The following is a 22,751-nucleotide window of genomic DNA, read 5'->3' on the forward strand; positions in this document are numbered from 1 at the left end:
GGCTGAACACTTATTGAAACAAATATCGAAACAAATATAGCGTCAGGCTTCGCCCAGATATGCGGCCTGGACTTTGGGATCATTCAACATATCGCTGGCTTGGCCACTCATGGTAATCGCACCAGAATCCATGACATAACCCCGATGCGCTGCCTGCAATGCCAGTTTCGCATTCTGCTCAACCAGCAAAATCGTGACACCTTGCGCAGAAACATTTCGCACCACTTCAAAGATTTTTTCCACCATGATTGGCGACAAGCCCATGGATGGTTCATCGAGCAACAACAGATTGGGATGACTCATCAAAGCACGCGCCATCGCCAGCATCTGCTGCTCCCCCCCGGAGAGGGTACCCGCCAGCTGCGCAGAACGTTCTTTCAGACGGGGAAATACCGAGTACCACTTATCAATATCCGCATCGACCCCGCCTTTATCATTACGGGTGTAGGCGCCCATCATCAGATTCTCGTGAATCGTCATGCGGGTAAATACGCCACGGCCTTCCGGCACCATAGCCAGATGGCGCGTCACCAGTTCAAAAGAATTGCTCCCGCGAATAGAGCTTCCCATGTACAGAATGTCGCCTTCCACCTTGCAACTTGGCAGCGTTCCTGTAATGGCCTTCAAGGTGGTGGTTTTACCTGCGCCATTAGCACCAATGAGAGTAATCAGCTCACCTTTGTTGACTTCCAGATCAATGCCTTTGACTGCCTTGATACCGCCATACGCAACCTTCAGGTTGCTGATTTTCAATACATTCTCAGCCATTAGTGACCCCCTCCCAAGTATGCTTCAATGACTGCCGGATTTTTCTGGATATCTGCCGGCAGGCCTTCTGCAATCGGCTTACCGTAATCAAGCACGGTGAGGCGGTCACACAAGCCCATCATCAGCTTTACATCGTGTTCAATCAGAAGCACCGTTTTTCCTTCGGCCTTGATTTTGACAAGCAACTCCCTCAGCGCCAGTTTTTCAGTCGCATTCATCCCTGCTGCCGGCTCATCCAGCGCCAGCAATTTCGGATCCGTGGCCAGTGCGCGTGCAATTTCCAGACGACGTTGATCGCCGTATGACAGATATTTGGAAGTACGGTCAGCAAACTGGCCAATACCGACAAAATTCAACAGCTCCTGCGCACGACTACGGATTTCCGCTTCTTCTTTGCGTGCGGCTGCATTTCTGGTCACCGCACCCCAGACACCCTGGTGGGTACGGATATGCCGGCCAACCATGACATTTTCCAACGCGGTCATTTCGCCGAACAAGCGAATGTTCTGGAAAGTACGTGCAATCCCTGCCTTGGCGACCTCGTGCGGCGCGGAAGGAGAATATGGCTTGCCATCGAGTTCAAAAGATCCGGTATCCGGCTGATATAAACCGGTGATGACGTTAAAGAAGGTGGTTTTTCCAGCGCCATTTGGTCCAATCAGACCATAAATCTGACCTTTTTTAATATCAATTCCTACATTCGACAGTGCCTGCAAGCCACCAAAACGCTTATTGGCACCCTCGATTTTCAACATTGTCTGTTCACTCATGTCTGTTTTCCTCAGGCTGCGGCATCGTTGGTTTTGGTAATTCGGTCTTCATGCCTGGGCGCTGGCCACAAACCGGCCGGACGATTCAACATGACGACCACCATGGTCAGACCATACAGCAACTGACGCAGAACTTCCGCCTCAATCCAGATTTTGCCAAACATCAGCATCTGAACCGGCTCCACGACATGACGCAAAACTTCCGGAAGGGCTGCCAACAAAATAGCGCCGAGCACAACTCCGGGAATATGACCGATACCGCCCAGCACGACCATTGCCAGAATCACGATGGACTCCATCAGAGAGAAAGACTCCGGTGAAACGAAACCCTGAAACGAGCCGAACATGGCACCGGAAACACCGCCGAAAGAAGCGCCCATGGAGAATGCCAGCAGCTTGATATTCCGTGTATTAATACCCATTGCTTTGGCTGCGATTTCATCTTCACGGATAGCAACCCATGCCCGTCCCAGACGCGAATGCTGCAGTCGGGTAGAAACAAAAATTATCAGGATGCACAGTGCCAGGAACAGGAAATAGTAGGCATTGACCGATGGCATACTGAAACCGCCGATATGCACCACGCCCGACTCACCGGCCAGAGAAACCCCCATTACGCTAACAGGGTCGATCATATTAATTCCCTGAGGACCGTTCGTGATATTCACAGGAGAGTTCATGTTGTTCATGAAAATGCGGATAATTTCACCGAAACCCAGTGTCACGATTGCCAGGTAATCCCCACGCAGCTTCAGCGTCGGTGCGCCTAGCAAAGCCCCGAACATTCCGGCAATGGCTGCCGCAAACGGAATGATGATCCAGACAGACAGGTGAATACCTTTCTGTGTGATTTCAGGACCGAAAGCACTGACCAGAAAATTCCCGACGGTCGGATAATTATCCACAAACGACTCCAGAATCGTCGCAAACTGAGGGGAGCCGAAGATACCCGCCAGATAAGCACCGACAGCATAAAACGCGATATACCCCAGATCCAGCAGGCCGGCAAAGCCGACCACGATATTGAGCCCCAGCGCCAGCATGATATACAGCAGCGCGAAGTCAATGATACGGACCCAGGAATTACCGAAATTAGCAGCAACAAATGGAAATAACACCAGTACAACACCGAGCACTGCAAAACTGGCATAGGCTTTTTGAGGATTGGCTTTTACATCAAATACCGTTGACATGGCTTTTCTCCTTAAGCACGATCAGCCACACGCTCACCCATGATGCCGGATGGACGCAATGTCAGCACAATAATCAATACGATGAAAGCGAAAATATCCTGATACTGACTTCCCAGAATGCCGCCAGTCAGATCGCCGATATAGCCTGCACCCAGACTTTCAATCAGTCCGAGCAGAATCCCGCCTACCATCGCACCATAGATGTTACCGATCCCCCCAAGCACTGCGGCGGAAAACGCCTTCAGACCCGGAACAAAGCCCATAGCAAACTGTGCGGAGGAATAATTAGCTGCCCACATGACACCGGCAATCGCAGCCAGCGCGGCACCGATTGCAAATGTGGCCACAATGACTTTATTGGAATCAACGCCCATCAACCCTGCAACACGCGGATTTTCAGCCGTCGCACGCATCGCTCTTCCCATCTTGGTTTTTTCGACCAGTAAAACCAGACCAATCATGGCGGCAGTCGCCAATACCAACAGCAAGATCTGAATCTGGGAAATCACCGCTCCGCCGATTTGTACGGGAACAGTTGGCATCACGGAAGGGAAAGGAATCGGACTCCGCCCCCAGATCATCATTGCAAACGTCTGCACCAGAATAGACACACCGATCGCCGTGATCAATGGCGCCAGGCGTGGGGCATTCCTTAAGCGGCGGTAAGCAATCCGCTCAATCAGAATATTCACGATAATACAGACTGGAATTGCACCCAGAATAGCAATCAGCAGCATGGCGATTCCCGGCAAGCCCGGTGCCACGACCTGTAATAATTTAATGATACTCAGCCCGACCATGGCACCGACCATCAGCACATCGCCATGGGCAAAGTTAATCAGATTCAGCACACCATAAACCATGGTGTAGCCCAATGCGACCAGTGCATACATACTGCCCAACACCAGTCCATTGATAATTTGTTGGATAAAGGTATCCATATTTGCATCTCTCTATGTAAACGAATCGAAATTTATGCTGACCGGCTCAATATACCGGTTAAACATCGGAACATGTCAGCAAAAATCATTCCTGATAACAAAAACGGCCCCCTGATGTCTGGGCGCCGCTCACGTTGTCGTCATCTGCTATCCGAAAAGGCGCGTCATCATATCGAGAGTGACAATATTGCGTGTCATACACATCTTCAGTTCTCCTCTGCAACTTTTGGTAAAAGTTTTTCTAATATTGTGACTTCTTTTAGTTCGCCATTGAAGTGGGCGGGATTATACCGATGCATCTGACAGAGTCCGTGGTAAAAAAACCACCCGATGTTACGTATTTTCCACAAAGCCGCAGCAATTGCGCCTCTCTTGACCCTGCGATGTCGCAGAGCAAAGGAGTTGCGCAATCTTAATCACGAATCCACAAAATAAAATATCGAAAACTCGGGAAAATGCAGTTTTTTAATACTTGTTAACTTTCCTGACCGATTGTGTGTATCCGGCACGAAACGATCAGATCAATCGCTGCTCAATCCTTTCGGCATGGGGAAAGTCACATGTTCTTCCACCCCTTCCAGCGTACGCACGCTTTTTGCGCCATATTCACGCAATCGCGCCACAACCTCTGCCACCAGCACTTCCGGCGCAGAAGCACCCGCCGTGACGCCGATACGTGCTGCATCTTTCAGCCAGGTCGGATCGATTTGGGTCTCGTTATCAATCATGAATGCGGGAACGCCGATTTTTCTGGCCAGCTCATGCAAACGATTTGAATTAGAACTGTTCGGACTGCCGATAACCAGCACCAGATCGACCTGAGGCGCCATGAATTTGACGGCCTCCTGGCGATTGGTGGTGGCATAGCAGATATCGCCTTTTTTAGGCTCGCTGATCAGGGGGAAACGCTGTTTCAAAGCAGCGATAATTTCTGCCGTATCATCCACAGACAACGTAGTCTGGGACACGTAGGCTAATAAATCGGGATTTTTCACCTCCAGCTTTGCCACATCGGCGATCGTTTCGACCAGATACATACCCTCTTCCGTCTGTCCCATGGTTCCCTCGACTTCAGGATGTCCGGCGTGACCAATCATGATGATTTCACGACCTTCATGGCGCATTTTCACGACTTCGACATGTACTTTGGAAACCAACGGACAAGTCGCATCAAAAATCCGGACACCACGTTGCTCGGCTTCCTTACGCACCGCCTGAGACACGCCATGCGCAGAAAAAATCAAGGTGTTGCCGGGAGGTACGTCTTCCAGATTTTCAATGAAAACGGCACCTTTCTCTCTGAGATCGTTCACGACATATGCGTTATGCACGATTTCGTGCCGGACGTAGATTGGCGCACCAAATTTTTTCAGCGCTTTCTCAACAATCTCAATGGCCCGGTCAACTCCGGCGCAAAATCCTCTGGGCTGCGCCAATACAATTTCCTTATCCATCACTTACAGAACTCCTATAATTTTTGTTTCAAACAACAACGTTTGTCCTGCCAGCGGATGATTAAAATCAAACACATATCCGTGTGCATCCATTTCGCGCAAAATACCGGCAAAACGGCCACCTGAAGGCGCGGTGAAATCGACCAGATCACCGATCACATATTGCTCGCCGAATGCAGAGTTTTCTTTCAGCGTTTCGGCAGACACTCTCTGGATCAGTTCCGGATTACGCTCACCAAACGCTTTTTCAGGTGAGAGTTCCTGTGTCGAATGCGTTCCCTCTGCCAGGCCCAGTAATGCGGCCTCGAGTTCGGGAGCCAATTGCCCGCCCCCCATTTGCAAAGTTGCAGGACTATCATTAAAAGTACTGATAATATCCTCACCATTCAAGGTGGCGAGACGATAATGCAATGTCAGGTAAGCATTCGGAGTAACGACGGGTATAGCTGGAATAGTCATGATGGATGGCTGGAAAATAGCATGTCAACAGCAAGTATTGTAAGCCAGCTTTAATATTTCAACGTGATTCTCATCAGAGACAGACTGGAACAATATGGCAATTACGGACTGGCCGGAAGATCAGCGGCCACGGGAAAAACTGATTAAATCAGGCGCATCAGCATTATCTGACGCAGAATTACTGGCTGTTTTTCTGCGCACCGGCGTGACCGGAAAAAGTGCGGTCGAGCTGGGACGCGACATGCTCCAGCACTTTGGCTCGCTGTCCCGCATGTTCTCCGCCAGTCTGACAGAGTTCTCCGTAATACATGGTCTGGGAAGTGCCAAATATGCCCAGTTGCAGGCGGTTTCCGAACTGGCCAGAAGAGCAATTGCAGAAGAATTGCAGAATGGAACCACCTTATCTTCTCCGCAGGCAGTCAGGCATTACCTGCAATTACTGATTGGAAATAAAGAACATGAAATCTTCGTCGCCTTGTTTCTGGATGTCAAAAACAGACTGATCGCATCGGAAGAATTATTTCGCGGCAGCTTGAATCATGCCAGCGTCTACCCCAGGGAAGTGGTGAAATCTGCTTTAAAACATAATGCCGCTGCGATCATATTTGCGCACAATCACCCATCCGGCACACCGGAACCCAGCCAGGCAGATATCGAACTAACCCGGATACTGAAACAGGCTCTGACATTGATTGAGATACGGGTTCTGGATCACTTCATCATTGCAAACCCGCATGTTTATTCACTTGCAGAGCATGGTTTGGTATAAAAATCAAATTGTTAAATATAAAAATAAATTAAGACACAATTGTTTTTCACAAGTCGTTGATATTTCACGATTTTTTGTATACAATCTCATTTTTTCCAATTTCGGAAACTATTAAGGAGTTAATCATGGCACGTGTCTGCCAAGTGACTGGGAAAGGGCCAATGGTTGGCAACAACGTTTCCCACGCTAACAACAAAACCAAACGTCGCTTTTTGCCTAACCTGCAAAATCGTCGCTTTTTCGTAGAATCAGAAAACCGTTGGGTTTCTCTGCGTTTGTCTAACGCTGGTCTGCGCGTCATTGACAAAGTCGGCATCGATGCCGTTTTGGCTGACCTGCGCGCTCGCGGCGAAAAAGTTTAAGCTAAACTATTGTTAGGAAAATATCATGGCTAAATCTGGTCGCGACAAAATCAAGCTGGAATCCACTGCCGGCACTGGTCACTTCTACACAACCTCCAAAAACAAGCGCACGATGCCTGAAAAAATGGAGATCATGAAGTTTGATCCTAAAGCACGTAAGCATGTGATCTACAAAGAAACAAAAATCAAGTAATCTGATTTTTCTTTGGACATAAAAAAAGCCTCGTTTTGCGAGGCTTTTTTTATTTATTCAAATTGTATTGATCGAGAATTTCCAAGGGAATTGCCGCTTATTTACATCTTGTGCGAAGCATCATTTCCGCAGCAGGAACTATTCATAAAAAAACGGTGCAATTGCACCGTTTTTTTATTTTGACCGATCAAACCACAATCAAGCATACGTCCGTAGACGGCGGGAAAAATCATGCAGTGCCTGGATGCCCGATGCTTCTGCCCGCAAACACCANTTTGACCGATCAAACCACAATCAAGCATACGTCCGTAGACGGCGGGAAAAATCATGCAGTGCCTGGATGCCCGATGCTTCTGCCCGCAAACACCAGTCCTGCAGCTGATGCACCAACTGCTCACGGCTGACGGTAGAGCGCTCCCAGATCAATCCCAGCTCCACCCGCATGTCGTGCATAGTCTTTAAGACCGTGCTGTGCGCCAGCACTTCAGACAACTGCTGCTGCTGTGGTGCTTCCAGTTTGTTCGGTTCGCGCTGCAAGAGTTTCTTGGTGAGCTTTAAATGCGCTGCCCCAAACTGGGCTTTTTCACGCAACATCGCGACTTCATGACGCCAGGTACGGCGTAAAGATTTTGTATATTTTGCCATGACATCGTAACGATGCGTGATCACTGCCTGCAAAGTATCCATATCAATCACCGCTTTGTTATCTGCAAATTTCGGCTCCGGTGCCAGCTTTTTGACTTTTGCCCAACCGACTATTTCCATAATGCGGATATACATCCAGCCAATATCAAACTCATACCATTTGGAGGATAATTTGGCCGATGTACCAAATGTATGGTGATTATTATGCAATTCTTCACCGCCGATCAGGATACCAATCGGGAAAATGTTGGTAGAAGCGTCAACACAGTCATAGTTACGATAACCCCAATAGTGACCGATGCCATTGATGACGCCCGCTGCGGTCACCGGAATCCAGATCATCTGGACTGCCCAGACCGTGATGCCGATAACACCGAACAATAAAAAATCAACGATAAACATCAGTAAAATGCCGGCCCAGCTAAAACGGGTATACACATTGCGCTCAATCCAGTCGTCCGGTGTTCCGTGTCCATATTTCTGCATGGTTTCCAGGTTTTTGGATTCCGCGCGATAGAGTTCGGCACCTTCCAGCAACACTTTTTTAATACCGCGTGTCTGCGGGCTGTGCGGGTCTTCTTCAGTTTCGCATTTTGCATGATGCTTGCGATGAATGGATGCCCATTCCTTGGTTACCTGGCCCGTAGTCAGCCACAACCATAAACGGAAAAAATGGCTGGGGATTGCATGCAGCTCCAGCGCGCGGTGCGCCTGACAGCGATGCAGGAAAATCGTCACGCTGGCAATCGTGATATGTGTCACGACCATTGTAAAAATAAATACCTGCCATCCACTGGCACGAGTAAGGCCATTGGACAGAAAATCAATTACAGTTTCAACAAATGTGCTCAAAATGACATGTACTCCATTATTAATGTTCGCTTTGTAACTTATATTGCAAAGTTAACTGTCTCAGAACAGATAAAGATATGGGGACGCATTGTACGCGTTTTTGTACCTTACTTCCTCAATTTATCTGCAATTTCCTGCATCACCGTCATCAGGTACAGACTGACCCGGTACACTGGCAGGCGCTCTGGCAAACGTGACGACTCTCTGCGGGAAAGGCAAATTAATGTGATGCATCTGTAAAGCGCTCCATAATGCGCGATTCACGGCCGACAACACATTGGTACGGCCATTTTCAGGGTCAGCAATCCAGAATCCGACCCGCAATTCCAGCCCGTCAGCACCGAATTTCATCAGATAAGCAGCAGGTGCCGGCTCCTGCGCCACCCTGGGTACATTGGCGACAGTCGATTCAAGTAAAGGCAACAATGCTTCCAGATCCGTACGGTAAGACACCGTCACATCCGTTGACATTGCCACGCTGCGATTGGTGAGCGAGTAATTCTGTACCGGTGAAGAGACCAGCACCTCATTCGGGATCACCGACTCGGCGCCATCCAGTCCCTGCAAAACAGTATAGCGGGTATTAATCTGAGTAACTTTGCCGCTGAATTTGTCGACTGCAATCAAATCGCCGATAGACATACTTCTGTCGAGCAGAATAATAAAGCCGGACACATAACTGCTGGCAATTTTCTGCAAACCAAACCCAAGTCCCACGCCCAATGCGCCACCAAAAACAGACAATACAGTAAGATCAATACCCACTATGGTGAGGCTGATCAATAAGGCCAGCAGAATCAGCAACGCACGGCCTACTCTCGAAAGCACCACTTTGAGCGACATGTGTGCAGTAGGCAATTGCATCAGGCGGGTTTCGAGCGCAGCGCTGGCCCACAATGCAATCACCATGGTCAGTGCCACGGAGATACATGCCTGCAGAATACTCAGTACCGTAATTTTATTTTTACCGACCGGCAACACCACACTGTCTAATGCGTCCAGCAAATCCGGCCACAGCCCCGTGAAATGCAAAACAACACCCAGCCAGACTAGTCCGGCAAACAGTTTTTCAAATAACGCCAGAAATTTCCCGATGTCACCATCCCGCGCAAAAGTACGGCGCACCACATAAAATCCAAAACGAATCAGTGCAAGTGAGCCGATGATGGGGAACAGCAGTGTCAGCAAATGCGTATGCTGCCAGCGTCCCAGCATCCACTTGCCGATCATCAGGAACAGGACACTCAGCGCGGGCTGCAACACCCGGCCAAAACTTTCCGCCCCGAGCCGGACAACCGAAGAACCAGGCTCACTCCGGGCAAAAATCTGACGCAGAAATCTGGCAAACAACCATGCCAGACAAAGGCACACTGCAACTGTGCCGACCTGCCATAAAAATTGCGGCTCCCGAAAATCAAGGGCCAGATCGGACAACAAGTTGGCGAGTAATGAACTATTCATGGAAAGTCGTTACATGAAACAGAAAAGATCAGCACTTGCGGTAATCCGGAACGCTGATCCTGAATGACGGTATTACTTCTGGCGTTCCAGCACCGCAGCAAAAAAACCATCGGTCTGATGAATATGCGGATACAGCTTCAGGTAGTCTCCCATCTCCAGCTGGATTTTCTGCTCTTCCAGAACACGGGAAACCGGTACCAGAGAGAATTCAGGATGTGTCTTCAAGAACGTATCAACGATTCCTTCATTTTCCTCATCCAGAATACTACAGGTGGCATACACCAGGCGTCCGCCCGGCTTCACCATGCGGGAGGCACTGTCGAGAATAGAACTCTGTTTCTGGTTCAGCTGAGCAACACCTTCCGGAGTCTGGCGCCATTTCACATCAGGATTACGACGCAATGTCCCCAGGCCACTGCAAGGGGCATCCACAAGGACCCGGTCCAGCTTGGCAACCAGACGCTTGATTTTGGCGTCTTTTTCATGCGCAATGACGACCGGATGCACATTGGATAAACCGCTGCGCGCCAGTCTCGGCTTCAGCTTTGCCAGACGCTTTTCCGACACATCAAATGCATACAATCTGCCGGTGTTACGCATGATGGCGCCCAGTGCAAGGGTCTTACCGCCTGCTCCGGCACAAAAATCAGCCACCATTTCACCACGACGCGCACCGACCAGTTGCGAGAGTAACTGACTACCCTCATCCTGTACTTCAATCGTCCCATCCTTGAACAAAGGCAAATTCTGTATCGACGGCTTTTTACGGACACGCAAACCAGTGCTGGCATAAGGTGTCGGTTCAGTGATGATCGGTGCTTCAGCCAATGTCTGGGCGACCGTCTCGCGGTCACTCTTGAGCGAATTCACCCGCAGATCAAGGGCTGCCGGCGTATTCATGGATTCTGCCAGCGTCAGCGCTCCTGCCTCGCCGAACTGGGTGCAGAGTTTTGTCCACAGCCACTCCGGAAGATTCGCTTTCATCAACAAGGGTAAATGAGAGCGGTCAATCTGCATGACCCTGGTCAGCCATGCGGTTTCGTCTTCACTTAATCCGCCGAGTGAGTCAACACCCACGGCGTCTGCCAGTCCCAGCAAAGTCAGTCTGCGCATGGCAGAACCAGACCCTGATTCGGCAAAGCTGGTGTAGACCGACTTGTTTCTCAATAAGCCATAGATCGCTTCTGCGATCACACCACGCTCACGGGAACCAAGCCGGGGATGTTCCCGGAAATAGCGGGACAATGTGCCATCTGCTGGTGCGGTAAAACGTAAAATTTCACGCAAAACTTCTTCTGCATGACCAATGATGGCGGGAGGTAATCTCATTCTGTTTCCTTCAATTCCTGACAGGTCAAATCTGACCCTGGTGATTAGCGCATATTGGCGGATTCGGGCTCGCTGATGTGGACCGTATTGCCAATAATGCTGATTTTATTTTCCACAAACTGGCGTACGGCTTGCGGATATAAGCGATGTTCCTGTTCCAGCACCCTGTGCGCCAGGCTGTCTTCGGTATCCCCCGAAAAAACCGGAACCACGGCCTGTGCGACAATCGGGCCGTGGTCAAGTTCAGCGGTCACAAAATGCACTGTCGCCCCGTGCACCTTAACCCCTGCCTCCAGCGCCTGACGGTGCGTTGCCAGGCCGACAAAACTGGGGAGCAACGAGGGATGAATGTTCAGCATTCGCCCTGCATAGTGTCCCACGAATTCAGGTGTCAGAATCCGCATGAAACCGGCCAGTACGACCAAGTCCGGGGAATACTGGTCGATCTGCTCAAGTAATGCCCGATCAAATGTGCTCCGTTCCGTATATGCCTTACTGGGAACCACGGCAGTTGGTATGCCCCGGCTCGCCGCATAGACAAGGCCGCTGGCGTCGGCTTTATTGCTGATAATCGCGGCAATCTGTGCTGGCCATTGTTCAGCCTGGCAGGCCTCGACGATGGCCTGCATGTTACTACCGCGGCCAGAAATCAGGATAACGATCTTTTTCATGGCGGCATTGTAACGCTGTAAGGCAGGAAGCCCCAAATAAAAATGCCGGTGATCAGCACCGGCATACAGGCAGCGGTACTGGGCCAGGATTTATTCAAATGAATAAAAAACTCTGAAGGCAACTTTCTTTTCTGCCCAGAAATCTGCTGCGTCACGGAATACATCCAGCAAGGTTTCTCGCGCTTCTTTGTCAAATTTAGGTGTATTGGGCAATTGTTCCAGAACAATCACGAAACCGGGCTGCGGACCTGCTTTGTAGATCATATCGGTCAGGCAATCGGATAATGCATCGAAATTTTTACCAAAATATTTCGGGAAGCCGAAAGAAGCAGCTATTTTTCCCAGCACCTGCTGTTTAGTAGTCGCTTCCAGGCAATACGCATACAAAAAGTGCTGCTCCAAATGCGCAGCTTCTGATTGCAAATCCAGAACACGGAAAGCCCGGATTGATTGCACCACATTCGGCGCAACCGTTTCCAGCAAACCCGGCTCTTTCTCTTCCTCACTCGATGAGATCATAATTATTCTTTGATACGACGAAAACTTTCGTAGTGGTCATCTGTGTAATAGTATTCGCCCGAACTCTCCGGCACGCCGCCGGCAATGATGCGACGAGGGCCGCGGTTACGGGCACGCGGTGTCTTAACGGTATATTCGTGATAATACCCACGCTTTTGCTTAGGAAGCCTGGACTCATAATTGCCAAAAACGACACCATCTTTTTCATAGGGAAAAGGACCGCCGTGCTTGATGAGTACTAACGTGGTTTGCGCTTCCTGCGGAAGCTCGTTCGCGGGGACAATTCCGATATTATCTTTTGCAAATGCCATCGAAGCAAGCAATGTAATCATCAGAAACATTATCCACTGCCGTATAAATTGCGTATTTTTCATTGATTTAAATGAATTTCAATAGATTTTAAGAACAGAGATTAGCCTTTTGGCAGTATCAGGGCAATATGTCAAATTGACCTCGATGCCGTTTTTCAGACATGTACCTCTTGACAGTTAAAAAATTGCAACACATCTTTCTCCCGCTGTCGCGTGTCGCTGCGTCCCAGAGCGATCAACTCTCTGGTATAGCTCGATTCAAATAAAAGATAAGAAGCCAGGGCAGACCCTCTGGCCTCCGTTGCGCCAATTCCTCCGAGCATGGTCCGGACTGGTAAGGGCAGGCTCTGTATGTGGCGGCTGGCAATTTCATCTAAGCGTTCCGAGGGAGCGATCACCAATAGCTCCACCGGTCGTAACGGTGTTTTTTCCAATAAAGGCGGTGGCAGCATCGATAAAGTTTTATTGATGCGGGTCAGCCGTTCAATATCGACGGCGAGACTGTCGAGAAAGATACTGGACAAGGCATGTCCGGCAATCTGCGCCAGACTCGGGTAACGGGCGACGTCACGATTGATCACTGGCGGCTCGGTAAGGCGTCCGGCGCCGATAATCAGCACCTTGCGCGCACCAAGGTGAATAGCCGGTGAGATCGGTGCCAACTGACGCATAGAACCATCGCCACAATACTCCAGCTGCCCTCCCCAATTCAGCGGCACTGCTGGGAACACAAACGGAATCGCTGCCGATGCCATCAGATGCGGCACAGTGATATAGTCACGCTGCGCCAGTCTCTGGCTTCGGATCCAGGGTTCAATCTGCGCCAGCGTCTGATAGAAGGTCAGATGCTGGCTGGTTGTATAGGAAGATGCTGTCACCGCCAGCGCACGCAGGTGCCCGGCCCGTAATACCGTGTCCAGCCGCTGAAAATCCAGCATTCCGTTCAGTAAGGCTTCCAGCGGCGAACAGTCCAGCAGAGAATTAGGCGGTGCCTTACGCCATTTATTCAACAACCAGCCAAACGACCATAAAGTCAGCCAGCGGGCGCCACTGCGGATGACGCCAAGAGAATCGGCACGGTAAACCTGCGCTGCCTGAAAATTTTCCCAGATATGCAGTACGGCAGAAATGGCTTCGGCAAAATTATCCGCCCGGCATGCCAGTGCGGTGGCATTAATGGCACCAGCCGATGTTCCGCAAATAATGCCAAACGGATTGTCTTGCGCCGGCCAGCCATTATCTCTGAGAATCCGTGCAATCTCATCAATCACACCGACCTGATAAGCGGCACGCGCCCCACCACCAGTCAGTATCAGGCCTGTTCCCGCATGATCACGCATTGGAGTCCAAGAAAAAATAGGGCAAATCGAAATTTGCCCTAGTGTATTAGCCTGCTACCGGCTTGTCATGTTGCAGCACAGCTCAATAGCGGCAGCGGACTGCAAAAACAACAATCCGCCATCAATTTGCCGTATTTATTTTGGCTGCATGCGGATAGCGCCATCCAGCCGGATTGTTTCACCGTTCATCATGACGTTTTCGATGATGGTTTTAGACAAATGGGCGTATTCTTCCGGTTTGCCCAGGCGTGGCGGGAACGGTACCATTTTCCCCAGGGCATCTTGTACTTCCTGTGGCATACCGAGCAGCATCGGTGTTTCAAAAATACCCGGCGCAATCGTCATTACGCGAATGCCGCTGCGGGACAGGTCGCGCGCCATCGGCAAAGTGAGGCCAACCACTGCTGCCTTGGAAGATGCATACGCAGCCTGCCCGATCTGTCCGTCATAAGCAGCGACAGAAGCAGTATTAATAATAACGCCCCGCTCTCCCTGAACGTTTGCTTCCGTTTTTGCCATGGCATCAGCAGCCAGACGGCACATATTGAAAGTCCCGACCAGATTGATGTTAACCACACGCTGAAATACATCCAGTGGATGCGGACCATCTTTACCGACGGTTTTGACGGCAGGCGCCACACCTGCGCAATTGATCAGGCCACGGACGGTACCAAGTGCCGTTGCGGCCTCGACCACGGCTTTACCATCGGCCTCAGAAGTCACATCACACTTCACAAACTGACCGCCCAGCTCTTTTGCCAGCGCCTCACCTGCTTCGACCTGCACATCTGCCAGCACAACTTTACCGCCGTTCGCTGCCAGCATTTTTGCGGTCGCGGCTCCCAAGCCTGAGGCACCGCCAGTAATAATAAATACGCCGTTCTGGATTTGCATATTGTTTCTTCCCGTTTTTAGTTAATGTTTATATGGCAATACAAAGTTTAAAAAAACCACAGATAAAGCACCTGGCTGTACAGCGCAATCAGATGTTGGTCTGCTAAGCACCAAATTCAGCCAATTCAACCAATTTCATCATTCTGACTCAAATTAACGTTAACGTAAACGTCACTTTAAAACACGGCCCAACTCAGAAATTTTAGATACAAAAAAAATGACCATTCAGCGAATGGTCATTTTTTCAAAGATTACCGGAAAAAGCGAACTACTTAGCGGCTGGCGCACTCGCTGCCGATGCTGCTGCAGCTGGTTGGCTAACTGCTGGCCCTGCTGCCGGCTCAGGCACCGGGCGAACGATAGGCGCAGCCTGCATGACCGGGCCGTTGTCCCCATGTGCAACTACATTTACCGTCGGCAGCAAGGGGACCAGTAGCAGCGCCACGATATTAATAATTTTAATTAAAGGATTCACCGCCGGACCTGCCGTGTCTTTATATGGATCACCCACGGTATCCCCCGTGACAGCCGCTTTATGTGCGTCTGATCCCTTGCCGCCATAATGTCCATCCTCGATGTATTTCTTGGCATTATCCCAGGCACCGCCGCCGGTGGTCATTGAGATTGCAACAAACAAACCCGTCACAATTGTTCCCATCAGCAAGCCGCCCAATGCTGCCGACCCAAGCAACAAACCGACCAGCACCGGAACAATCACTGGCAATAATGACGGCAGAATCATTTCGCGGATCGCTGAACTGGTCAGCATATCGACCGCTTTATCGTATTCCGGCTTACCGCTGCCATCCATGATGCCTTTGATTTCTTTAAACTGCCGGCGCACTTCAATCACCACCGCTCCGGCCGCCCGTCCCACCGCTTCCATTGCCATGGCACCAAACAGGTAAGGAATCAGGCCACCGATAAACAAGCCGACGATCACCTTCGGATCCGACAGGCTGAACGCGGTCGATTGCCCGACGGATTCGAGAGCATGCGTGTAATCGGCAAATAAAACCAGCGATGCAAGACCGGCAGAGCCGATCGCATAGCCTTTGGTGACGGCTTTTGTCGTATTGCCGACCGCATCCAGCGGATCAGTAATTGCGCGCACGGAAGCCGGCATCTCTGACATCTCAGCGATGCCGCCCGCATTGTCGGTAATCGGTCCATAAGCATCCAGCGCCACCACAATGCCGGCCATAGACAACATAGCGGTGGCAGCAATCGCAATGCCGTACAGACCCGCCAAAGAAAATGCAATCAGAATCGCTGCGCAGACGGCCAGCACCGGCCATGCTGTTGATTTCATCGACACGCCAAGACCTGCAATGATGTTTGTTCCGTGGCCTGTCGTAGACGCCTCCGCGACATGACGGACTGGCTTGAAATCGGTGCCGGTGTAATATTCTGTGATATATACCATCAGGCCGGTGAGAACGATACCAACTACCGTTGCACCGAGCATTTTCCAGCGCATCGCATCGTCCTGCCACACCATCCAGGTTACGACGGCAAAACCAATCAGGGATAAGCCAGCCGCCCACCACAAACCGGTGTACAAGGCAGACATGATTTTCTTGCCGGGCTTTGCCTTAACTGCCGAGCAACCGACAATCGACGCAAGGATAGACACCGCGCCGAGCAGCAGCGGATACAGAATCGCTTCTGTCACTGCTCCGGTCACAACCAATGCGCCGAGCAGCATGGTGGCAATCAGCGTCACCACATAAGTTTCAAACAAATCGGCCGCCATTCCGGCGCAATCACCGACATTGTCGCCCACGTTGTCAGCAATCACCGCCGGATTGCGTGGATCATCTTCGGGAATTCCAGCTTCCACTTTACCGACCAGATCTGCGCCGACGTCCGCACCTTTGGTAAAAATACCGCCACCGAGACGGGCAAAAATTGAAATCAGGGAAGCGCCAAACGCGAGCCCGATGAGCGGTTTGATTACATCATGCTGGCTGATTGTCAGTCCCATGCCATGCGGTGCGGAAGTGATCAGCACCGCATAAAAAATGGTCACTCCCAGTAATCCGAGTCCGACCACCAGCATCCCGGTAATAGCACCGCCGCGAAAAGCCACATCCAGCGCCTCATTCATACCTTTGGTGGCGGCCTGTGCGGTACGGACATTGGCCCGGACCGAGACATTCATACCGATAAAACCACAGGCTCCGGACAGCACAGCGCCGACCAGAAACCCGCTCGCCGTGATCATGCCAAGTCCGGGCATCGCAGCAATCACAACAAAGAGAATCACACCGACCAACGCAATAGTGCGATACTGCCGCGCCAGATAAGCCGCCGCGCCCTGCTGTATCCCCGCAGCAATTTCCTGCATGCGGGGATTACCCGCATCCTGCCGCAAGATCCAACTGCGCGATATCAGACCGTAGATGACTGCAATGATGCCACAGGCGATGACAAACCAGAGACTCGCTACCATATTGACTCCTCCATGATTATTACCGGCTCACCTTATGAGTAAGTCCGGTCTGATGACGACAAACGACAAAGCACAGCAAGAACATTGTTTGCAATAACCACCAGAACTCAGCCCACCTTGTCCATGACATGAGTTCCGTATACATACCATTTGCATGCAATTCAGATACTGCTGAAACCTGTACACCGTATTCGCAATCTGATCATCCTGAAGATGCAGGAGTTCTGATTTTTACCAGATAAGGAAATAAAAAAAAGCGGACATCAGTCCGCTTTTTTTTACTCGCTCAATGCAGCAAATGCATTGTCGCGTATTGCCTCCACGGCACCGACACCGGCAATCTTGCGATATTTCGGCGCTCCCGGCTGACCTGATTTCGCCCAGTTACCGTAGTAGCCAACCAGCACCTCGGTTTGCTCATGGTAAACAGCGAGGCGCTTTTTGACGGTTTCTTCCTGGTCGTCATCGCGCTGAATCAGTTCCTCACCGGTAACATCATCTTTACCAGCTGTTTTTGGCGGATTGTATTTCACATGATAAGTACGGCCAGAAGCAGGATGAACACGCCGCCCGCTCATACGATCAATGATCGCCTCATCCGGCACGTCGATCTCCAGCACATAGTCAATCGCCACGCCGGCTTCCTTCATGGCATCCGCCTGAGGAATGGTTCGTGGAAAACCATCAAACAAATAACCGTTTGCACAATCAGCTTGTTTCAGGCGGTCCTTGACCAAGCCGATAATGATGTCATCGGAAACCAGTCCGCCGGCATCCATGACTTTTTTCGCCTCCAGACCCAGAGGTGTGCCTGCCTTGACCGCGGCACGCAGCATATCGCCGGTGGAAATTTGAGGAATATTGAATTTTTCTTTAATGTAATTCGCTTGAGTGCCCTTGCCAGCCCCCGGTGCTCCCAACAAAATAAGACGCATTTTAGTTCCTAAGACGAGTTTGAATTTATTTGTGTGCCGGCACCGTGGTGCAAGCAGAATCTTTCCAGCCTGTTTGGGTGCATGACTACGCGGAATTGTTTTTCTTCTGGTAGTAATAACACAGTTTCTTTTCACGAAACTTACCACAAATTTCTTTATTCCTGACGCTTTGGCATCAATTCGTGACTAAGTTCGTTAATTTTTTAGCGCATTTGCTGAAAAATCCGGCGTACTCTCAGCAGATCTTCCGGTGTATCGACGCCAGGCGCAGGTGCTGTTGCCGTCACATGCACGGCAATCGGATAGCCATGCCACAACACGCGAAGTTGCTCCAGCGCTTCAATCTGCTCCAAGGGCGACACGGGTAGCTGTGGATACATTTGCAGGAAATCGTTGCGATAGGCATACAACCCGATATGGCGCAAAGGCCGATATCCGGCAGGCAACTGATCCCGCTGCTGCGCGAAAGCATCACGGTGCCAGGGAATCGTGGCACGGGAAAAATACAGTGCACGTTGCATCTTGTCCAGCACCACTTTCACCACGTTCGGATTAAACACATCAGGCGCCTCATGCAACGGATGCGCGGCAGTTGCCATCGGCGTGGCGGCATTGATCAGTGCTGCCGTGGCAGCGATCAGATCAGGATCAATCAGCGGTTCATCGCCCTGCACATTCACAATCACGGCATCTGCCGGCAACTCCATACGGGCAGCCACTTCTGCAATCCGGTCTGTGCCGGACGGATGATCCGCGCGGGTCAGGCAAACCGGGATACCAAAGGCTTCACACGCCACCACAATGTCGGCATGATCCGTCGCAACCACGACTTCCCTTGCGCCCGATGCCAGCGCACGCTCCGCTGTGCGCACCACCATGGGTTTTCCTTCCAGATCAGCAAGCGGTTTATCGGGCAAACGACTCGATGCAAGGCGGGCAGGAATAATCGCAATAAAACTCATACGGTGATCCGGTATATCGGGGGTTGAAAGTATTTTCAGCGTGCTTCAATTTCTTCTGCGGTCAGCGCGCGCGCCTGATCTGCCCACATGATCGGAATATCATCCCGTACCGGGAATGCCAGCTTGTCGCCATAACAGATCAGCTCCTGTGCATTTTTGTTATAAACCAGTGGACCTTTACACAAAGGGCAAACCAAAATATCAAGCAGACGTGCGTCCATGCTTTTTCTCCGCAATCATAGGTAATAAATCAGCCGCAAAACCGGGATCAAGCTGCGCCTCAACAGGCACCACCCAGATCCGGGTATCCGTTTGCAAAGCTGGAATCTGGCGACATTTTACTGCATCCTTTTCAGTGATCAGAATGCAATCAGCATTGCGTCCGGCAAAAATATCGCTGTGAAAATGCTGATGATCTGCCAGCGGCATTTCTTCACACTGTAAGCCGGCTGCTTGCAACATCATGAAAAACCGCTGCGGATTACCGATCCCGGCGGCGGCAATCATCCGGGAATTTTTCATCGCAGATAAAGCCTGGCGCCGTTGTGGCTGCATAAGCTGATAGGCATCCTGCGCAATCAGCTGCATCCGCACGGCTGCTGCCGGTACGCCCGGAATCTGCGTCAGCGCAATCTGTTCCGGCGCATTCACCACCGTGAAATCACGCCGTCGCGTCAAAGGCTCGCGCAAAGGGCCAGCAGGCAACATCCAGCCATTTCCCGCACCACGCTGGTCAAACAGCATGATTTCAATATCCCGTGCCAGAAAATAATGCTGCAAACCATCATCAGCAATCAACACATCCGTATCCGGAAAAGCCTGCAGCAATGCCCGGGCTGCGGCTACCCGGTCCCGCCCGACGGCAACCGGCACAGAAGTACGCTGCGCAATCAATACCGGCTCGTCACCGGCAGTTCCCGCATCCGAATCTGCATCAAGCAGCAGCACTGTATCGGCCTTTGCACCATAGCCGCGGGAAATCACGCCCGGGTGCCGCCCGGCTGCCTGTAACTGCTGCACCAGCCAGATTACCAGAGGTGTTTTACCGGTTCCCCCGATGTAAATATTTCCAACCACGATGACCGGTACCGGTAAGCGGGTCTGGGCCTTGTAGCCCATGACAAACAATCCGAAACGGAATGCGACGATCCATTGAAACAATAAAGACAAGGGGCGCAGTAAATATGCCAGCAGGCCCCGTTTCTGCCACGCCCTTAGCAAGCTGTTTTCCAGCCAGATGCGCATTGTCAGCCATCCTTAAAAAAACCGGGGAGCGTATCCTCCCCGGTGTTTATCATCCAGGCTTGCCGATGCCCGTATCCACCTGGAAACAGACCACGGCGAGCCCGCACATCGCCGGCAAAGGCTGTCATTTGGCTTATCTGGAACGGTTTGCCGCCTGTGCCGCAAAAGTGACTTTCGCCAGCCCGGCAATACGCGCAGCCTCCAGTACATCGATCACCGATTGATGCGTGGCAGCACGATCTGCGTTGATGATGATGACAGGATCCGGCTGGCCGCCGCCGTTAACGCCATTCATGGCACTGACCGTACGCCGCAGGTCATCTGCAAGGGTTGCGGTATCCAGGAACGAGACCGCCTGGTTATTGATCTTGTAACGACCCTGTGCATCAATGCCGATCTCAATCTGATTCGGTTTTTCCTGCGCTTTTTCAGCATCTGCCGTCGGCAGCGTGATCTGCAATTCAGTGAACCGGCTGTAGGTCGTGGTCACCATCAGGAAAATCAGGATCACCAGCAATACGTCAATGAACGGAATCAGGTTGATTTCCGGCTCTTCCCTGCTCTGGCCTTTACGAAAATTCATGGAAATTACTTTCTGGCACTGTGTACAACATCCACAAATTTAACAGCCTTCTGCTCCATATCGACCACCAGACTGTCAACCAGCGCCCGGAAATGGCGGTAAGCCACCAGCGTCGGCATCGCAATCAGCAGGCCGAATCCGGTGTTGTACAGCGCCACCGAGATGCCATGTGCTAATTGTGCCGGATTCGCGCCACTGGCAGTCTGAGAACCAAAAATCTCAATCATGCCGACCACCGTACCAAACAGCCCCATCAGAGGCGCGAGCGAAGCAATCGTTCCGAGCGTCGTCAGAAAGCGCTCCAGTTCATGCGCCACACCGGCACCCGCCTCTTCAATCGACTCCTTCATGACTTCACGCGGTGCCGCAGCATTGCGCAAGCCAGCAGCCAGTACCTGTCCCAGCGGGGAATTGCCAGCGAGCTGATCGATCACTTCCGGCTTGACCTTGCCGGCCTGATAAACGCGGATCACCTCATCCAGTAAGGTAGCAGGCAAAATTTTATTTCTGCGCAGAGAAAAACTGCGCTCAATAATCAGTGTCAGGGCAATGACAGAAGCAATCAGCAACAGATAAATGGGCCAGCCGGCAGCCTGAATGATGGCGAACAAAGCGCACTCCTTATAGGTTCAGAAATCCAACCCCGCAATGTAGCGCTTTGCAGGCATACCGGCAAGAGCATGGCGCAGAAAATATGTTTCTTTCAGCATTCACCCCCCGTTTTACACAAAATCTGTGCGCAAGCTTGTGGATAAGCCCGTGAATAGCTCCCAAGTCTTTGAAATTATAGATTTTTTATGATTCGCCCAAGAATTAGGCAGGAATTTTTATTGCACAAACCATATGCCAAACCGGAATTAGCTCGTCTTCTTTTGCACACTTTTTGTGGACAAGCGTGTGAACAAAAGCGAAAAAACTTATTAAGTCACTGATTTCAAAAATAATTATCCTTGTGCAAACAAAATAGGCAACAAATCGTTTTCCCGTGTTTTTGCTGAAAATCCGGGCAGCCCCGGTTCCTGTTTGAATAAGTCCTTGATTCTGCACATTTTGTGTGGACAAGTATGTGTAAAATTCCTCAAAAAAATCTCAAGTATTTGATTTATATTGATAAAAATTTCCCGCTTAAAAAATAAGCATACTTGCAATCCGTTCACAAAATACCTTATCTCTACTCCGGAAAGCCGCCAATTCCGATCCGGCAGGTGGATCTGGTATGTTTTTGCACATTTTTTGTGGACAAGTTTGTGAAAAGCACATGAAAACCATATTAAATCATTGATTTTAAATAAAAAATCATCGCCGCCTGTTTTTTAGGCACCCCATCCGAAAGGCAGTAAAACCGGCGGATCAGTAATCTGAAGGAATTTTCTTGTGGATTTCAGGTGTTTTCTGCACATTTTTTGTGGACAACATTGTGCAAAAGCAAAAAAAATTCCGGTAAGCAATTGATTTCATTCACAATTCAGATCGTGCTCAAAAAATCATCAGAAAGAACATGCTAAACATCGGGCATACCTGCCAGCCCAGTAAAAGAAGATACTCACAGCTTATGCACCTTTTCTGTGGATAAGTTTGTGTACAAACACTGTATCACTGAGTAATGCCCTTGATTTGTAAGGAAATTTTCATATTGCACA

At 50.6% G+C, this 22,751-nt stretch carries 26 protein-coding genes; 3 read left to right on the forward strand and 23 right to left on the reverse strand.

The window, feature by feature from the left end; translation table 11 throughout:
* Positions 1-42: 42 nt before the first annotated feature.
* The 6 genes from HV832_RS05120 to HV832_RS05145 all read right to left on the reverse strand — a co-directional run bounded on the left by HV832_RS05120 (position 43) and on the right by HV832_RS05145 (position 5,585).
* A complete protein-coding gene (locus HV832_RS05120) occupies positions 43-768 on the reverse strand; it encodes an ABC transporter ATP-binding protein (RefSeq protein WP_176802461.1) in 726 nt (241 codons plus the stop codon).
* Positions 768-1,538, reverse strand: a complete 771-nt coding sequence (locus tag HV832_RS05125) for an ABC transporter ATP-binding protein (protein WP_176802462.1) — start codon at positions 1,536-1,538, stop codon at positions 768-770. The genes HV832_RS05120 and HV832_RS05125 overlap by 1 nt, the downstream gene beginning before the upstream one ends.
* An 11-nt stretch (positions 1,539-1,549) precedes the next feature.
* Positions 1,550-2,731 (reverse strand): ABC transporter permease subunit, encoded by a 1,182-nt coding sequence (locus tag HV832_RS05130; protein WP_176802463.1) that lies wholly within the window; start codon positions 2,729-2,731, stop codon positions 1,550-1,552.
* 11 nt (positions 2,732-2,742) lie between these two features.
* Positions 2,743-3,672 carry a branched-chain amino acid ABC transporter permease gene (locus HV832_RS05135; protein ID WP_176802464.1) on the reverse strand — a complete coding sequence of 310 codons (930 nt, stop codon included), beginning with the start codon at positions 3,670-3,672 and terminating at the stop codon, positions 2,743-2,745.
* Between the two features lie 521 nt (positions 3,673-4,193).
* On the reverse strand, positions 4,194-5,126 hold the full coding sequence (gene ispH / locus HV832_RS05140) for a 4-hydroxy-3-methylbut-2-enyl diphosphate reductase (protein WP_176802465.1): 933 nt from the start codon (positions 5,124-5,126) through the stop codon (positions 4,194-4,196).
* Between the two features lie 3 nt (positions 5,127-5,129).
* The gene (locus HV832_RS05145) at positions 5,130-5,585 is read right to left on the reverse strand and encodes an FKBP-type peptidyl-prolyl cis-trans isomerase (protein WP_176802466.1); all 456 of its coding nucleotides are present in this window, start codon (positions 5,583-5,585) and stop codon (positions 5,130-5,132) included.
* Between the two features lie 94 nt (positions 5,586-5,679).
* Here HV832_RS05145 and radC point away from each other — a divergent pair, with 94 nt between their 5' ends.
* From radC to rpmG, 3 genes are all read left to right on the forward strand, one after another.
* Complete coding sequence (radC, locus tag HV832_RS05150; protein WP_176802467.1) at positions 5,680-6,354, forward strand: RadC family protein; 675 nt, start codon at positions 5,680-5,682, stop codon at positions 6,352-6,354.
* Between the two features lie 125 nt (positions 6,355-6,479).
* Positions 6,480-6,716, forward strand: a complete 237-nt coding sequence (gene rpmB, locus HV832_RS05155; protein ID WP_162021243.1) for a 50S ribosomal protein L28 — start codon at positions 6,480-6,482, stop codon at positions 6,714-6,716.
* A 25-nt stretch (positions 6,717-6,741) separates the two neighbouring features.
* Positions 6,742-6,909 (forward strand): 50S ribosomal protein L33, encoded by a 168-nt coding sequence (rpmG, locus tag HV832_RS05160; protein ID WP_110257750.1) that lies wholly within the window; start codon positions 6,742-6,744, stop codon positions 6,907-6,909.
* Between the two features lie 198 nt (positions 6,910-7,107).
* Here rpmG and HV832_RS17580 read toward each other — a convergent pair whose 3' ends face one another.
* The 17 genes from HV832_RS17580 to HV832_RS05240 all read right to left on the reverse strand — a co-directional run bounded on the left by HV832_RS17580 (position 7,108) and on the right by HV832_RS05240 (position 22,173).
* Complete coding sequence (locus HV832_RS17580) at positions 7,108-7,203, reverse strand: DesA/ISL3 alpha bundle tail domain-containing protein (protein ID WP_425330329.1); 96 nt, start codon at positions 7,201-7,203, stop codon at positions 7,108-7,110.
* Positions 7,204-8,406: a DesA family fatty acid desaturase gene (locus tag HV832_RS05165; protein WP_223827140.1), complete on the reverse strand. Its 1,203-nt coding sequence runs from the start codon at positions 8,404-8,406 to the stop codon at positions 7,204-7,206.
* 120 nt (positions 8,407-8,526) lie between these two features.
* Positions 8,527-9,867, reverse strand: coding sequence for a mechanosensitive ion channel family protein (locus HV832_RS05170; RefSeq protein WP_176802468.1), 1,341 nt, complete (start codon positions 9,865-9,867; stop codon positions 8,527-8,529).
* A 72-nt stretch (positions 9,868-9,939) separates the two neighbouring features.
* Positions 9,940-11,196, reverse strand: a complete 1,257-nt coding sequence (locus tag HV832_RS05175) for an RsmB/NOP family class I SAM-dependent RNA methyltransferase (protein ID WP_176802469.1) — start codon at positions 11,194-11,196, stop codon at positions 9,940-9,942.
* A 44-nt stretch (positions 11,197-11,240) separates the two neighbouring features.
* The gene (purN, locus tag HV832_RS05180; RefSeq protein WP_176802470.1) at positions 11,241-11,867 is read right to left on the reverse strand and encodes a phosphoribosylglycinamide formyltransferase; all 627 of its coding nucleotides are present in this window, start codon (positions 11,865-11,867) and stop codon (positions 11,241-11,243) included.
* A 90-nt stretch (positions 11,868-11,957) separates the two neighbouring features.
* A complete protein-coding gene (locus HV832_RS05185; RefSeq protein WP_176802471.1) occupies positions 11,958-12,386 on the reverse strand; it encodes a barstar family protein in 429 nt (142 codons plus the stop codon).
* Between the two features lie 2 nt (positions 12,387-12,388).
* On the reverse strand, positions 12,389-12,697 hold the full coding sequence (locus HV832_RS05190; RefSeq protein WP_399310064.1) for a ribonuclease: 309 nt from the start codon (positions 12,695-12,697) through the stop codon (positions 12,389-12,391).
* Between the two features lie 155 nt (positions 12,698-12,852).
* On the reverse strand, positions 12,853-14,037 hold the full coding sequence (locus HV832_RS05195) for a patatin-like phospholipase family protein (protein ID WP_176802473.1): 1,185 nt from the start codon (positions 14,035-14,037) through the stop codon (positions 12,853-12,855).
* Positions 14,038-14,172: 135 nt separating this feature from the next.
* Positions 14,173-14,931, reverse strand: coding sequence for a 3-hydroxyacyl-CoA dehydrogenase (locus HV832_RS05200; RefSeq protein WP_176802474.1), 759 nt, complete (start codon positions 14,929-14,931; stop codon positions 14,173-14,175).
* Between the two features lie 268 nt (positions 14,932-15,199).
* Positions 15,200-17,386 carry a sodium-translocating pyrophosphatase gene (locus HV832_RS05205; RefSeq protein ID WP_176802475.1) on the reverse strand — a complete coding sequence of 729 codons (2,187 nt, stop codon included), beginning with the start codon at positions 17,384-17,386 and terminating at the stop codon, positions 15,200-15,202.
* A gap of 278 nt (positions 17,387-17,664) precedes the next feature.
* A complete protein-coding gene (gene adk / locus HV832_RS05210; protein WP_176802476.1) occupies positions 17,665-18,321 on the reverse strand; it encodes an adenylate kinase in 657 nt (218 codons plus the stop codon).
* A 203-nt stretch (positions 18,322-18,524) separates the two neighbouring features.
* Positions 18,525-19,283, reverse strand: a complete 759-nt coding sequence (gene kdsB, locus HV832_RS05215; RefSeq protein WP_176802477.1) for a 3-deoxy-manno-octulosonate cytidylyltransferase — start codon at positions 19,281-19,283, stop codon at positions 18,525-18,527.
* A gap of 35 nt (positions 19,284-19,318) precedes the next feature.
* Positions 19,319-19,504, reverse strand: coding sequence for a Trm112 family protein (locus tag HV832_RS05220; protein ID WP_176802478.1), 186 nt, complete (start codon positions 19,502-19,504; stop codon positions 19,319-19,321).
* Positions 19,485-20,528, reverse strand: a complete 1,044-nt coding sequence (lpxK, locus tag HV832_RS05225) for a tetraacyldisaccharide 4'-kinase (protein ID WP_176802479.1) — start codon at positions 20,526-20,528, stop codon at positions 19,485-19,487. Before lpxK ends, HV832_RS05220 begins: the two co-directional genes overlap by 20 nt.
* Positions 20,529-20,661: 133 nt before the next feature.
* On the reverse strand, positions 20,662-21,111 hold the full coding sequence (locus tag HV832_RS05230; RefSeq protein ID WP_176802480.1) for an ExbD/TolR family protein: 450 nt from the start codon (positions 21,109-21,111) through the stop codon (positions 20,662-20,664).
* A gap of 5 nt (positions 21,112-21,116) precedes the next feature.
* On the reverse strand, positions 21,117-21,722 hold the full coding sequence (locus HV832_RS05235; protein WP_176802481.1) for a MotA/TolQ/ExbB proton channel family protein: 606 nt from the start codon (positions 21,720-21,722) through the stop codon (positions 21,117-21,119).
* Positions 21,723-21,924: 202 nt separating this feature from the next.
* Entirely contained in the window at positions 21,925-22,173 is a 249-nt protein-coding gene (locus HV832_RS05240) for a hypothetical protein (RefSeq protein ID WP_176802482.1), read from the reverse strand.
* Between the last annotated feature and the right edge of the window lie 578 nt (positions 22,174-22,751).

It is taken from the genome of Cognatundibacterium oligocarboniphilum (assembly GCF_013377855.1).
GTDB lineage: Bacteria > Pseudomonadota > Gammaproteobacteria > Burkholderiales > Burkholderiaceae_D > Undibacterium > Undibacterium oligocarboniphilum.

What these genes read in the sequence shown, in the direction of transcription:
- HV832_RS05230 (WP_176802480.1), bottom strand. Translation starts at nt 21,111, where the DNA reads ATGAATTTTCGTAAAGGCCAGAGCAGGGAAGAGCCGGAAATCAACCTG.
- HV832_RS05175 (WP_176802469.1), bottom strand. Translation starts at nt 11,196, where the DNA reads ATGAGATTACCTCCCGCCATCATTGGTCATGCAGAAGAAGTTTTGCGT.
- ispH (WP_176802465.1), bottom strand. Translation starts at nt 5,126, where the DNA reads ATGGATAAGGAAATTGTATTGGCGCAGCCCAGAGGATTTTGCGCCGGA.
- purN (WP_176802470.1), bottom strand. Translation starts at nt 11,867, where the DNA reads ATGAAAAAGATCGTTATCCTGATTTCTGGCCGCGGTAGTAACATGCAG.
- kdsB (WP_176802477.1), bottom strand. Translation starts at nt 19,283, where the DNA reads ATGAGTTTTATTGCGATTATTCCTGCCCGCCTTGCATCGAGTCGTTTG.
- HV832_RS05120 (WP_176802461.1), bottom strand. Translation starts at nt 768, where the DNA reads ATGGCTGAGAATGTATTGAAAATCAGCAACCTGAAGGTTGCGTATGGC.
- HV832_RS05185 (WP_176802471.1), bottom strand. Translation starts at nt 12,386, where the DNA reads ATGATCTCATCGAGTGAGGAAGAGAAAGAGCCGGGTTTGCTGGAAACG.
- HV832_RS05205 (WP_176802475.1), bottom strand. Translation starts at nt 17,386, where the DNA reads ATGGTAGCGAGTCTCTGGTTTGTCATCGCCTGTGGCATCATTGCAGTC.
- radC (WP_176802467.1), top strand. Translation starts at nt 5,680, where the DNA reads ATGGCAATTACGGACTGGCCGGAAGATCAGCGGCCACGGGAAAAACTG.
- HV832_RS05170 (WP_176802468.1), bottom strand. Translation starts at nt 9,867, where the DNA reads ATGAATAGTTCATTACTCGCCAACTTGTTGTCCGATCTGGCCCTTGAT.
- HV832_RS05195 (WP_176802473.1), bottom strand. Translation starts at nt 14,037, where the DNA reads ATGCGTGATCATGCGGGAACAGGCCTGATACTGACTGGTGGTGGGGCG.
- rpmG (WP_110257750.1), top strand. Translation starts at nt 6,742, where the DNA reads ATGGCTAAATCTGGTCGCGACAAAATCAAGCTGGAATCCACTGCCGGC.
- HV832_RS05135 (WP_176802464.1), bottom strand. Translation starts at nt 3,672, where the DNA reads ATGGATACCTTTATCCAACAAATTATCAATGGACTGGTGTTGGGCAGT.
- HV832_RS05130 (WP_176802463.1), bottom strand. Translation starts at nt 2,731, where the DNA reads ATGTCAACGGTATTTGATGTAAAAGCCAATCCTCAAAAAGCCTATGCC.
- HV832_RS05190 (WP_399310064.1), bottom strand. Translation starts at nt 12,697, where the DNA reads ATGGCATTTGCAAAAGATAATATCGGAATTGTCCCCGCGAACGAGCTT.
- lpxK (WP_176802479.1), bottom strand. Translation starts at nt 20,528, where the DNA reads ATGCGCATCTGGCTGGAAAACAGCTTGCTAAGGGCGTGGCAGAAACGG.
- adk (WP_176802476.1), bottom strand. Translation starts at nt 18,321, where the DNA reads ATGCGTCTTATTTTGTTGGGAGCACCGGGGGCTGGCAAGGGCACTCAA.
- HV832_RS05125 (WP_176802462.1), bottom strand. Translation starts at nt 1,538, where the DNA reads ATGAGTGAACAGACAATGTTGAAAATCGAGGGTGCCAATAAGCGTTTT.
- HV832_RS05220 (WP_176802478.1), bottom strand. Translation starts at nt 19,504, where the DNA reads ATGGACGCACGTCTGCTTGATATTTTGGTTTGCCCTTTGTGTAAAGGT.
- HV832_RS05200 (WP_176802474.1), bottom strand. Translation starts at nt 14,931, where the DNA reads ATGCAAATCCAGAACGGCGTATTTATTATTACTGGCGGTGCCTCAGGC.
- rpmB (WP_162021243.1), top strand. Translation starts at nt 6,480, where the DNA reads ATGGCACGTGTCTGCCAAGTGACTGGGAAAGGGCCAATGGTTGGCAAC.
- HV832_RS05145 (WP_176802466.1), bottom strand. Translation starts at nt 5,585, where the DNA reads ATGACTATTCCAGCTATACCCGTCGTTACTCCGAATGCTTACCTGACA.